The sequence below is a fragment of the Glutamicibacter sp. FR1 genome (assembly GCF_047300825.1).
Taxonomy (GTDB): Bacteria; Actinomycetota; Actinomycetes; order Actinomycetales; family Micrococcaceae; genus Glutamicibacter; species Glutamicibacter nicotianae.
The window spans coordinates 3,139,799-3,153,576 of sequence record NZ_CP178602.1 but is presented as its reverse complement, the minus strand read 5'-3'; the positions used below and the strand labels follow the sequence as shown (position 1 = coordinate 3,153,576).

Below are 13,778 nucleotides of genomic sequence, written 5' to 3'. Positions count from 1 at the left end.
ATGCCGTCCTTTGACTCGATCATCGTTGGCGAAGACTGGATCAGCGAGCACTACTTCACCACCGACTCCACCAAGGAATCCTTCCAAGGAGAAGTGCTCAAGCGCCGGAAAATGTGGGACGAGGATGCCAAAGCAGGTCATCCCTCCGCGCTGAGCCGATTCTCCCAGCACCGCGGTGAACTGCAGGTCCGTCTGGCCGCACTGGCCGAGGATCCTTCCAAGGTGAGGGAAGCATATGGGCTGATGCGCACCGCGCTGGGATTCAACGGTGCCACGGCGCCTTTCACAGCGGAGCGCAGTGGTACCGAGACAGTAGTCCCGGACGTGTGGAACGGAACCGGGGGAGAAATCATATTCCTTGAATCCGAGCCCGCGGATTCCATCGAGGACTTCCTGGGAACCGGCAAGCCACTCGGAAAAGTCATTGTCGATGGCAAGGAAGACACCGAACGAACCACGGCTAAGCTCATCTCCGAGCTATATCTCGCGGATGTAGCGCCGAAATACATTGTTGCGATGGCCGGGAAATGGCTGGTGCTCACCGAACAGGAACGCTGGGCCGAGGGCCGGTACCTCGCAGCGGACGTATTGCTGGTGGCCGACCGAAATGACGGCAAGAAAGGCCAGGAGATTGACCGTTTCCTGGCAACCTTTGGCCGTGACGCGCTCATGCCTTCCCCGGATGGAACCATCTGGTGGGACGACATCCTCGAGAGCTCCGTGAAGCACACCGTCGGAGTTTCCAAGGACCTGCGTGAAGGCATCCGTCGCTCAATTGAAATCATCGCCAACGATGTCCTGACCCGTCGTGCTACCCAGGGCCTTGCGCTTGAAGAGATCGATGGCCAAGAACTGGCCCGTCAGTCACTGCGTTTCCTCTACCGCATTCTTTTCCTGCTCTACGCAGAGGCATCGCCAGAACTCGGGGTGCTTCCGGTGGGTGCAGGCGAGTACAACGAAGGCTACGGCCTTGACAGGCTGCGCGAGCTAACGCTGGTTGAGATCCATGAGGACCGCTCGCTGCGGGGAACTCACTTCTTCGAATCCTTGAACGTGTTGTTCGAACGTGTCGATAACGGGCACAACCCCGAGGCCGGCTTGGAAGTGGACTCGGCGACCGTATCCAACGAAGGGTTGCGGTTCGATGCGCTGAAGGCTGACCTCTTCGCGGAAAAGGCCACGTCGCTGATTAATGAGACCAAGCTCAGCAACAGTGAGCTCCAACGGGTCCTGCAGCACCTACTACTGAGCAAGGAATCGCGTGGCAAGGACCGCGGCTTCATCTCCTATGCAGAACTGGGCATCAACCAGCTGGGCGCGGTGTATGAAGGACTGATGTCCTACACAGGGTTCATCGCCGAGACCGACCTGCACGAGGTCGCCAAGGACGGCGACTCATCGAAGGGATCATGGGTGGTTCCCGTGGACCGCTCTGAATCCATCGAGGCCAAGCACTTCATCAAGGAACGCAATGAGCGCACCGGCGAGCTGGAAACCGTAGTACACCCGAAGGGCTCCTTCGTGTTCCGTCTTGCGGGCCGTGAACGCCAGCAATCCGCGTCCTATTACACACCCGAGGTCCTGACGAAGTTTGTCGTATCCCAGGCTCTTGAAGAGCTGCTGGACCAGGACGGGAAAACGACGCCGGCCGACGACATTCTCAAACTCACAGTATGTGAGCCTGCTCTGGGTTCCGGCGCGTTCGCCATCGAAGCCGTCCGACAGCTGGCCAGTGAGTATCTGAAACGCAAGCAAGATGAGCTCGAGGTGAAGATTCCTGCCGACGAGTATCCGCAGGAATTGCAGAAGGTTAAAGCGCAAATCGCCTTGCACCAGGTACACGGTGTTGACCTAAATGCGACGGCTGTTGAACTTGCTGAAGTCTCTCTCTGGCTGGACACCATGACCAAGGACCTGCAGGCACCCTGGTTCGGCCTGCGGCTCAAACAAGGCAACTCGCTGGTCGGTGCCCGGCGTGCGACCTACTCCGTTGACCAGATTAGGTCTAAGAAGCACCTGGTGGAGGAACCGCAAACGAATCCACTGACGGGGCTGGCTGAAGCGCTTGAGCGTGACACACAAGATTCTTCGATTGTGGGCAGGGTTCACCACTTCTTGTTACCTGGCGAAGGTTGGGGTGCGGCAGCCGATGCCAAGGAAGTCAAAGACCTAGCCGGCGAAGAACAAAAGAAGCTCAAAGATTGGACGAAGAGCACCCGGCTAATGCTCACCAGGAACCAGATCGCTCGGCTGCAGGCTCTCGCAGAACGTGTGGAAGTTCTGTGGCAGATTACTTTACGACGAATGCGCATCGCCAGCGATGAGGCCAAGCGATTTGTGGACTACTGGCCGCATGAACGTGACTTGGAATCGACCAACGTATCGCGCGCGCAGATTGAGGCGGCCCTCAAGGACCCAGAGGGGTCATATCAGCGTTTGAAGCGAGTCATGAACGCATGGAATGCGCTGTGGTTCTGGCCCCTGACTGAACACGAGGTTAAGCCTCCATCTGTTGATCAATGGATTGACGGACTGGAAGCAATTCTCGGGAAGCCTTATGTGAAGGACAAGAAACCTCGAATTCAGCGACGTAGTTCTGGCCGTCGTTCTACTCCTACCAAGGTTGCAATCAATCAAAGTTCGATCTTTGATGAAGCCTCAATCGCTGCGATGAGGCAGAGCGATACTGGTCAAACCGAAATGCACGTCCGGGTGCCGAGCATTCAAGATTATCCTGAAGCCGTTGGCTTCGAGTCGGAGTTCGTGCAGGTTGATGCGCTCTCCGTTTCAGATTGGAACGGAATCGAAGTCTTTGAGATTTATGATCGGTCATCTGCCGAGCTGCTTTCTTCGGCACAACTCGATGAAGAATTCCCATGGTTGCGCATTTGTGATCGTGTCGCGTCCGAACAGAGCTTCTTTCACTGGGAGCTGGAATTTTCGACGGTCTTCGCAAATGGTGGCTTCGACCTTCAAGTAGGAAACCCTCCATGGGTTAGGCCCGATTGGGATGAAAGGTCCGTCTACGCCGAATTCGATCCATGGTGGCAACTCAATGACAAGACGCCTCAGCACGAGCAGAAGAAACGCAAAGAACTGGCTCACTCGGATGAAAACCAGCTCGTCTTCTTGAAGGATACTGCTGGTGGCATTATCGCTCTTCGAGCATTCCTCACAAGCGCGACCAATTACCCGATCGTTGCCGAGCTTCGGCCGGATCTCTATCGTTCCTTCATGGAACGAACCTGGAATTCGGCCTCGCAAAGAGGCGTCGTGTCGCTGATCCATCCGGAATCGCACTTCACGGAAAAGAAAGCTCAGAATCTTCGCGCCGCGACCTACCGACGGCTTCGGCGCCACTGGCAGTTCAACAACGAACTTGTCTTGTTTGAAATTGGTCACACACGAACATTCGGTGTCCATGTGTATGGAGTGGTTAAAGATGAACCTCACTTCAAGATGGCGGCTTCTCTTTACCACCCGGATACCGTGGCGCGATCTCTAACGCATGAGGGTGGCACCGAAGTTCCCGGGCTGAAGACTGCCGAAGGAAAATGGGATACCCGCCCGCACCCAGAACGCATCGTCAACGTGGATCTAGACGTACTCAAAGTCTGGGCCGACATCCTCGATGAGCCTGATACCTCTCCATGGCATGCGCGTATGGTGTACCCGGTCAACCGTGCCAGCATGACCGTGCTGGAAAAGCTGAGCAAGGCTTCGCGCGTACGCGAGCTCGGCCTACAGTACTCTTCGGGCTGGAACGAGACCACTGACAAAAAGAAAGGCTACTTCGAGGTTGGGTCCAAGGTTAACGACTCCTGGGACGACGTCATCCTTCAAGGCCCCCATATATCACTGGCGAATCCCCTTTATCAAACTGCAAACGAAACTATGAAAAATTCGCACGATTACACTCCCATAGATTTGGAGTCGTTGCCGAGTTCATTCATTCCAAGAACAAGCTACCAGCCTGTGAATTCCCCGGAATCTCGGGCCTATGATGATGGCTATGCCAAGTGGACGACCAAAAATGGAGGCAAATCACCACGAGAGTTCTTCCGACTTGCATGGAGGAAGATGGCTGCTCCAACGGGCTCACGTACCTTCTTCAGCACGGTGATTCCACCAGGAACTGCACATGTGAACTTGATTATTTCTGGAGCGCGGGCCGATAATCTCGATCCAGTACTGCTCCTTGGACTGCTTGGACAAATGTCTTCGTTGACTTTTGATTTCTTGGCTAAAACTGGTGGATTTAGCGACTTTTATGGTTCAGCTGTTGATGGATTCCCGCTCATCACAGATCTGAACATACTTCGTATGCTTGCCGTGCGCGCGGCCAAATTAGTCTGCCTGACAGAAGAATACTCGTCGCTCTGGAACGCAGTAATTTCAGCACCTTGGACGCCAACGGGGCCGTGTCGAGTAGCTCAATCGAGAAGACAATTGTTGATCGAACTCGATGTCATCAATGCGATCGGTCATCAGATTACGGCGGAGGAACTTTGCACTATATACCGAACTCAATTTCCCGTTTTGCGAAAGAATGAAAATTTTGACGTTTATGATGCCCAGGGCCGTGTTGTTCCATCGGCTATCTTGAAAGCGCATTATGAGACAGTCGGGTCCGAATTGACGAATGATGAGCGAACTTGGACCCACCCGCAAAGCGGCGTCGATTACCTCTTCGAGTTCCCTTTCCAGAGCTTCGATCGCGAAGAAGACATGCGTAAGGCCTACGCTCATTTTGAGCAGCTACTTGCGGAGAAACAGATCGAGGAACTGGCGAAGTGACCGAACTACTGCCTACATTCCAAGCCGACGACCTGCGGCGAGGGCTCTCCGACTACCTGGCAACCACGTTCGCACTGACGGATGGCACCGCGCAGGGAGCCATCAAGGATTTCCTTGGGCACCCCGATGACGGCTTGTTTAAGGGACCCTATGTTAGGTTGCGACTACCGTTCGAGCCAGCGCAGCCAGGATGGCGAGACTGCCTGGATTGGTACCAGGGATTTGACCCATACGGACACCAAGCGCGTGCATTTGCACGCCTAAGCAGTAAATCTGAAAATGGTCGCCATAGACGGCCTCAACCGACGTTGGTCACCACCGGCACAGGTTCGGGTAAGACAGAAGCATTCCTGTATCCGATTCTTGATCATGTCCTACGCGCCAAAAAAGAAGGCGTCGCAGGGACTAAAGCGCTTATCTTGTATCCCATGAATGCGCTGGCGAACGACCAAGCCAACCGATTGGCCGCGTTGTTGACGACCCATCCGGAGCTCTCGGGAGTCACTGCAGGCATTTACACCGGGCAAAAGGACTCCTCTCGCACCAAGGTTTCCGCTGACGGTCTCATCAATGATCGTGATGTCTTCCGTGAGGATCCACCGGACATTCTGCTGACCAACTACAAGATGCTTGACATGCTTCTGTTGCGTCACCAGGATGCACCGATCTGGCAGAAGTCGGCTACCAGCCTTCAGTACGTGGTCCTTGACGAATTCCACACCTATGACGGTGCCCAAGGCACCGATGTAGCCATGCTTTTGCGCCGTCTCGGAATCACGCTCAAGAGTCACTGGCCGGTAGAACTCGACGGCCATCCTAGCCTCGGGGAGAGTGACCGGCAGCGACCGCTAGGACAGGTAACCCCGGTGGCAACCTCCGCGACGCTCGGTAGCAAGGGCGATCCCGAAGCGATGCTTCGTTTCGCTGAAACCGTTTTTGGCGAGCTTTTTGACCACGACGCGGTCATCACCGAAACGCGGCTTTCCGCACGTCAGTGGTGTGCTTCTGGAGACGAAGCGGAGTCGTACAGCATCGATGAAATCGCCGAGTACCTTTCACAGTCAAACCACCATATTAGCCAGGCTCTCGAACTCAATCCTATTCCCGACGATCCAGACCCCGATGTCGATTATTGGGAACGACCGGACCTCTCACAGCTACACGGGGCCGTAGCAGAAACACTTTTCCGTCGAGTACCCAGCGACCTTGCGCGTGCCATAAGACGGCACCCACTTACCGAAGCAATACTTGAACATGCCACTGAAGCAATCTCATTGGCTGAACTTGCCAAGCGTATCTTCGGTCGTCGCATCCTCTTGTGGGATGTAACGTTGGCGGATGCCGAAGAGTATCTTTCCTCAGTCCTGGGACTTTACAGTCATATCCGAGCTGAAGAAGGCCGCTCAGAATTAACCGTTGAGACTCATTTATGGATCCGCGAAATGTCCCGAGTCGATGCAGCCGTGGACCCCGCGCCACGCTTCCGGTGGTCTGATGACGGAGTAGACCAATCGGACGCCAGGTTCTTCCCTGCCCTTTACTGCCGCAACTGTGGGCGTAACGGCTGGGCGGTGTTGCTGGCTCCCACCGGAACCGATCTGGAACTGGACGACTCCAAGATTCGCACCGCACGTCTGGCTAACAATGGTAGGTTCCGTGCCCTGATCTCCGCTGCCAACGAAGCCGACATGATTGAGTACGGCAAAGAAGGAGCAGCCGAAGTCCAAGGACTGCGCTGGCTGCATACAATCAACCGAACCTTGAATAAGGAAACTCCTGCCGCGGATGACCCCGATCTCAGCGAGGGCAGGATCATGCCCGTGCTGATGCTGGACGGTTCCGACGCCGATACGCTGTCGATGCAGGACACCTGCCCGTCGTGTCTTGCCAAAGACGGCATTGCCTTTATTGGTAGCGCCGTGGCCACCATGCTTTCGGTGACCATTTCCAACCTCTTCGGCGCTGAGGCCCTCGCCGACGGGGAAAAGAAGGCACTGGTCTTCACTGACAGCGTCCAGGATGCTGCACACCGCGCCGGATTCGTGCAGTCCCGGTCCCACACCATGACCCTGCGCACCGCATTACGCCGCGCATTGGGCAATGGGCCGGCGACGTTGGCCGAACTCGTGGACAACGCCATTTCCAGCGCCGCAACGCCTACCGACCGCTATCAGATCATTGCCCCGGAGTTTGTGGACCGTGAACTTTTCCGGCCCTTCTGGGATTCTGCAGCCAAGCCGGATGATCACATGCGCGCCCGCCGTGCAGCAAAAAAGAGGCTGCTTTTCGATGCAGCCTTGGAATTCGGCCTGCAATCGCGCACCGGCCGGACCTTGGAACTCACCGGCAGCGTTGTCGCAGAGACAGACGCCGGCAGTGCGGCACGAATTGTCCAGCTGGCTAGAAGCGCTTACGACTCGACATTGCATCAGCTGTCCCTTGACTACACACCACCCACTGATGCGGAACTAGTCCAATGGGTCCGTGGCACACTCGAACGCATCCGAACCCGTGGCGGCATCCACCACCCGTGGTTGGCCAAATACATCTCCACCGACGGCAAACGTTTCCAGATATGGGGAGGCCGCCCCAAGCACGAAGGCATGCCGGCATTTCCCAAGGGACGCCCGGCCCCGGCTTTCCCGCGCCTGGGCAAGGCTGAGGACGCCACCGACAACCTGGACCCGGTCAGCTCCTCCACCAGTTGGTACGCTCGCTGGACCGAACGCTGCCTGCGTGCCAGCCGGGCCGACAGCGGCTTCATGGCCAAAGCCCTCATCCTGGCCTTGGTGGAAGACGGCGTGCTAGGAACCTCGACCACCGGTTCCGGTGGTGCCGTGTACTGGCTGGACCCGGAGAAGATCGTCCTTCGATCGCCCTCCGCCGATGATCTTGCTGATGGCAAGCATCTGTTGGCGTGCAATACCTGCAAGGCAATCACGCCCGGCAGCGAGGCAGTCATTGAGCAGCTTGATGGCGCGCCCTGCCTGTTGGTGCGCTGTGCCGGCACCTTGGAACGCAAAAACGGCGAAATCCGCAACTACTACCGGGACCTGTATGCCTCCACGGAAAGCAAACGGGTCGTCGCCCGGGAACATACCTCCCTGCTGGATGATGAGAAACGGTTGCAGTACGAGCGCGAGTTCCGCGACGGCGCCGACAACCCGGATGCGCCAAACGTCCTGGTGGCCACCCCGACGCTGGAGATGGGCATCGACATCGGCGACCTGTCCTGTGTCATGCTCGCCTCCCTGCCCACCTCCGTCTCCTCTTACCTGCAGCGTGTTGGGCGTGCGGGCCGTCTGACCGGTAACTCGCTGGTCCTGGCTTTTGTCCGTGGACGTGGTGAACACCTGCCCAAATTGCATGATCCACTCTCCGTCATCAATGGGGAAGTTCGCCCACCGGCGACGTATCTGGACGCCGACGAAATCTTGCAACGCCAGTATGTTGCCCACCTGGTGGACCGGTTCGCACGCTTCAAGGACCGCCCGCACCCCAAGGACGCTGTGCAGGCCCTCGGCAAGGTCGATCCCGGATCATTCCTCGGGGACCTGATCGAGGACGCGACCGAAAACGCTGCCATGTATCTTGTGGAGTTCTTCGGGCAGTTCGGGGAACACCTTGCGCCGGAAAGCCGAGAACATTTATCTCTGTGGGCTTCGGCGCAGGAAGATGGGGAACCCAGCAATCTCTCTCGTCACCTGATCAGGGCATCCGAATTGTGGAATGCCGACGTGGCGGAGTTGGCGGAGCGTCGTAAACACATCGAAGAAGCTCTACCGGAACTCGAGGCCGCGATCGAGCGTACCAAGCAGCTCGGGGATGACGAACGCGAAGACATGCAGGCACTGCGGACAGCCAAGGCAACCCTTGGCATGATCGGCGGACAGCTCAAGGAATTACGCGGAGGTTACTGGATATCCGTTCTGGAAGCCTATGGCATCCTGCCGAACTACACCCTGCTGGATGACACGGTCACCCTGGACGTGGGGCTCTCCTGGAAAGATGCGGACACCAACGAATTCCAGACCGACTCGCTGAGCTACAGCCGCGGGGCATCCATCGCCTTGTCCGAACTGGCGCCCGGCGCCACGTTCTATGCGCAGGGGATGGAAGTTCTCATTGATGCCGTGGATCTTGGACCGCAAAACAGCCACATCCAAAAGTGGCAGATGTGCCCGAACTGTGGATGGGCTAAAACCGACGTGGCCACCAGCGTCATCTCCTCCACCTGCCTGCGTTGTGGCAGCGCAGGGATCGCCGACATGAGTCAGGTGCTAGATGTCGTTGTCATGAAAAAGGTCTCCGCGGAAGTGCGTCGCGACGAGGCTGCCATCGGCGACCGGAGGGACAACCGCATCCGCGAGCGCTTCAACATCCTTGCCGCCGCGGATATCGATCCACAGCATGTGCAGCGGACATGGTTCCTCGAGGGATATGACTTCGGTGCCGAATACCTGAACCGAGTAGACATCCGATGGGTCAACACCGGCAAAGCAGTAATGTCCGGGGGAACCCGAACGCTGGCTGGGGAAGAGATCAAGGCCCCCATGTTCCGGCTCTGTTCGCACTGTGGGCAGTTGGATCAATCGGCCAAGGAGAACAAACCTACCGAGCACCGCTTCTGGTGTAAATACCGCAAGGCAGAAGAGGAAAGCGTCAAGGAAGTTGCCTTGGCCCGCACGCTCGGAACCCAGGGCGTCGTGCTGCACCTTCCGCTGGAGGCCACACTCGGTGATGACTTCTCCGTTCCAAGTTTGCAGGCCTCGATTCTGCTGGGACTGCAAAAAGTCATTGGCGGCGCACCCGACCACCTGGATGTCATCCGGATCAGCGATCCGGCATTCGACGGTGACCGGATCGCCCTGCTGCTGCATGACAAGGTCCCTGGCGGTACAGGTTATCTTGCACGATTCGGAGACCCCCAGCGTGTCTGGGAACTGCTCGAAGCTGCCTGGAAGACGGTGTCCGGCTGCGCTTGCCGGCATGAGGAACGCCTTGCCTGCCATAACTGCCTGCTTCCGTTTGCCGATCCATGGAATATTGACCAGGTTGCCCGGGCCACCGCAGAACGTCTGCTGGGCAAGATCCTGCGCGCCGGCAATACGGCGGAGGATGCTGGCGTGCCGCCGACATACGCGGCCGACTGGACAGTGACCGAGGAAGCCCCGGTCCACACATCAAACATTGAATCGCTGTTGGAACAGCGGTTCCGTCAGGCATTCATGAAACGGCTCAAGGATTCTGGCGCGTTCCATAAGGTCATCCCAGGAGCGGGTGCGGACACAATTAATTTCCGTATCCCTGGTCAGCCATACACCTGGCAGCTGATCCCACAACTCGACCTGCACGGCACCCGGCCGGATTTCCTGCTCAAAGCTCCGGATCCGAATATCCCGGACCTGGCGATCTACACTGATGGGTTCCAGTTCCATGCCTCGCCCGAGCACAACCGCTTGGCCGATGACGCGCGCAAACGGGAGACCCTGCGGGCTCACGGTATTATTCCGTGGGCTGTGACATGGCAAGATGTGGAGGCTTTCTCTGCGACAGATTCGGTGAGTACACCACCTGACTGGGTCAATACCCAGCTGAACATGAAGCTCCAGGCGCAGTTCTCGCCGTCGGCCGCGCTGATGGCGTTGATCGGACGCGACGCAATGACGCAGCTCTGGCACTGGATTCATGAACCGGACGCCTACGCATGGGGTAGATTCTCCGATTTAGTGCCGTTCATGTTGCGTACTGGGAGCGCTGGAAAAACCGATCCGGATGCTGTTCCCCTGCTGGCCCAGGAATTTGCGCGGGGAACCCAACCAGAGCTTCCAGCTGGTGAGGCGATATTTTGGACGAGGTCCTTGGGAAGTGTTGCTTTCGCTTGCGCTGCCCAAGGGAAAAGTCCCGCGACGTTCTCTGTGGGGTTGTGTTTAGATGATCGTGAGCAAACCGTGGCCGGTGAAGAATTCGCCACGTCGTGGCGCGAATGGTTGCGTCTATCGAATCTCATGGCGTTCAAAACGGTTGGCCTTTCGATCAACACGGTTGAGCAAATAATTTCCGCTGGATCTATCGGGCAGGAATCAGCGCTCAAGGGGCATATCGAGCTGCCAGCAGGGTGGGAAGGACTCTTGGCTGACGCACTTGAAGAAGAACGACTTTTGTTGGTGGGCTTGGCAGATGCCGGGCTCATCGTTCCACCAGAGTTGGGGTTGGAATCCACATCGGGTTACGTACTATCTCTAGGTTGGACTGAGCAAAAGGTTGGTGTGCTCATCGAACAAGATTCGGAAACACAATCCGCATTGGAAAGCGAAGGCTGGAAGATCTTTGGGCCAGACGTAACGGCCATCATGAGCGCATTGCAGACCAACGACAATGTCGTGGATGTGGGTGCAAACCCCGGTGAAGAGGTTTCCCCAGCCTGGAGATCATTGTTGGAAGAAGCTTTGGAGAACGAGCGTGCCCTCATCACAGAGCTCGCTGCCGCGGGCGTGACGACGTTGCCAACACTAGGAGCTGAGATTGGCGACGGATATCCGATGATGTTGGTCTGGGATGAACGACAGATCGCAGTCACTTATATGGATGAAGAAACGCCAGATGGTTTGTTGTCGGATGGCTGGACAATAGTTGAACCTGATGCACAGCTCATTCTTGAATCATTGAACGAAAAGGGAATCAAATAATGCCCGGAATTATTTTCGCCAAAACTAAAGACAAGCTCGACAACTCGGTCAAGTCAGCGGTTATGGGCTTCTTGGAGAAGCTACAGATCGACGACTCGATACCAGGACTGCATATCGAGCCTCTCAAGAACGTCGTTGATGCACGTGTCCGTACAGGTCGAGTCAATGATATGTGGCGTGCTGTTCTATTCCGGCTGGAAACAGACAAGACACCAACCTACGTTTACTACGGAACGTGGCCTCACGATAAGGCCATTGAAGTAGCCGGCCGCAGTACACTACAGATGAACCCGGTCTTTGGTATTCCGGAAATCATCGAACAGACGATGCCCGAGCCTACGCACCCTTCACCGGAATTAGCGCCAACCCCTCAGAACAGCCCTACCCATGAAAATCCAAGAACCGAGGACTATGTTCCGCAGCCCACATGGACTAACGGTTTGGTCGAACATGGCTATGTATTGGATTTCTTGACTGATGCTGCAGGTCTGGACCCACAGATAGCTAAGAAGGCCTTACAGGCGAAAACAGCGCCTGAATTTCATAAGATAACTGACAAGGCGCCTGACTGGCAGGGGTTGCTTATCCTTGACCTTGCGGCTGGTAAAAGCCTGGAGGATAGCAAAGCAGATCTCGGCCTGGTGGATGAACGAGAAAATCCGGTAGAGACCGAGACCCCTAAGACTGAAGATGAAAAAATTATGGATGGCTTCAATAAAGAAGCTGCCAAACTTCAGTTTGCTTATATCGGAGATACTCCTGCTGCACTCCGTGAAGTCATTGAGGGTGGTAACGCGGATGCGTGGCGTACCTTCTTGCATCCTGAACAGCGTCGTTATGCTGACGGTTCCTGGAATGGGCCGTTCCGATTGACCGGTGGAGCTGGCACAGGCAAGACTGTGGTGATTTTGCATCGCGCCAAAACCCTGGCTGAGCGCAATCCAAATTCTCGTATTGTTCTGACAACCTTCACGAAAACGCTTGCTTCTTCTCTGAGCAGCAGTCTTTTGAAATTAGATGATGGATTGCCACTGGCGGAGAAGGTTGGCAACGCCGGCATATATATCAAGGGCATCGACGCGTTAGCTTGGCAGGTCTTTGATTCTGCGACCCCGGCTGAACGAAAAGAAGCGATCACATCAGTTCTGAGTGAAGCACATTCGGCTGCAAACTTACGAGCCGGAAACGGTGAAAAGAATCCTTGGAAGTCTCCTATCCAGGATACTGAGCACGGGCTCGATTCAGAACTAGCGAATCCTACATTCCTGGAACAGGAATATACCTCTGTCGTTCTCGCCAACTTCGTTACTAGCCGTGAAGAATATGTAAAGGTTCCTCGAGTGGGGCGCGGAACTGCGTTGACTCGGCCCAAACGCCTTGGTGTGTGGAAGATTATCGAGGCGTATCGTCAGCAACAGCGCACCAATGAAAGCATCTCGTTCCCTGAACTGGTGGCTGTCTCAGCCTACTTGCTAAAGCAACGTTCAAAGTCAGGCAAGCCCGCGCTTGCAGACCACGTTCTCATCGATGAAGCCCAAGACCTACACGCAGCGCACTGGCTATTCCTCCGTGAACTGGCGAGCAATGGCAAGGATGACCTCTTCATTGCCGAAGATGCACATCAAAGGATCTACGGTCAAAAAATTCCATTATCGCGGTACGGCATCGCGATCGTTGGGCGGTCCCGTCGTTTGTCGTTGAATTACCGTACAACGGCTCAAAACCTGGACTATGCTGTCAGCGTGCTCAGGGGCACTGAGATTGAGGACCTGGAAGGCGACAGCCAGGATTCAGCGGGCTACCACTCAGCTCGTAGCGGTCCCACTCCGGAAGAGTCTGGCGCCAAATCCTTGGCTGATGAACTTGATGTAGTAGCGAGGCACATCAGTCAGTGGAAGAAACAGGAAGTACCCGGCGAAATGATCGGCATAATCGCTCGTACCAAGTACCAACTGCAAAAACTTCAAACTGGCTTGGCTGAACGTAATGTTCAGGTACGAGATGTCGACTACCCCGGTGACGGAACGGCCCCGCTATACATGACAATGCACCGAGCAAAGGGCATGGAATTCTTCAAAGTAATTCTCTTTGGCGTCAACGAATCAACTGTTCCGTTGGCAGCAGCAACAAACGATCTAGCAGAAGCAGAGCGGAATGACAGTCTTCTACGTGAGCGGTCGCTACTTTACGTAGCTGCAACTCGTGCAAGAGACGAACTTGTTGTCAGCTGGAGCGGAACTCCATCGGAGCTCTTACCAGGAGTCAACTCTAAGATGTCGGTACGCTGAGCTA

At 56.0% G+C, this 13,778-nt stretch carries 3 protein-coding genes; all 3 read left to right on the top strand.

Features of this window, described 5'->3' with window-relative positions; genetic code table 11:
• The 3 genes from ACLQ8T_RS15105 to ACLQ8T_RS15095 are packed head-to-tail and all read left to right on the top strand — an operon-like array spanning position 1 to position 13,774.
• A complete protein-coding gene (locus ACLQ8T_RS15105) occupies positions 1–4,797 on the top strand; it encodes an Eco57I restriction-modification methylase domain-containing protein (RefSeq protein ID WP_413455145.1) in 4,797 nt (1,598 codons plus the stop codon).
• Positions 4,794–11,486: a DEAD/DEAH box helicase gene (locus tag ACLQ8T_RS15100; RefSeq protein ID WP_413455144.1), complete on the top strand. Its 6,693-nt coding sequence runs from the start codon at positions 4,794–4,796 to the stop codon at positions 11,484–11,486. The genes ACLQ8T_RS15105 and ACLQ8T_RS15100 overlap by 4 nt, the downstream gene beginning before the upstream one ends.
• Positions 11,486–13,774 carry a 3'-5' exonuclease gene (locus ACLQ8T_RS15095; RefSeq protein WP_413455143.1) on the top strand — a complete coding sequence of 763 codons (2,289 nt, stop codon included), beginning with the start codon at positions 11,486–11,488 and terminating at the stop codon, positions 13,772–13,774. Before ACLQ8T_RS15100 ends, ACLQ8T_RS15095 begins: the two co-directional genes overlap by 1 nt.
• Positions 13,775–13,778: the final 4 nt, after the last annotated feature.

What these genes read in the sequence shown, in the direction of transcription:
- ACLQ8T_RS15105 (WP_413455145.1), top strand. Translation starts at nt 1, where the DNA reads ATGCCGTCCTTTGACTCGATCATCGTTGGCGAAGACTGGATCAGCGAG.
- ACLQ8T_RS15095 (WP_413455143.1), top strand. Translation starts at nt 11,486, where the DNA reads ATGCCCGGAATTATTTTCGCCAAAACTAAAGACAAGCTCGACAACTCG.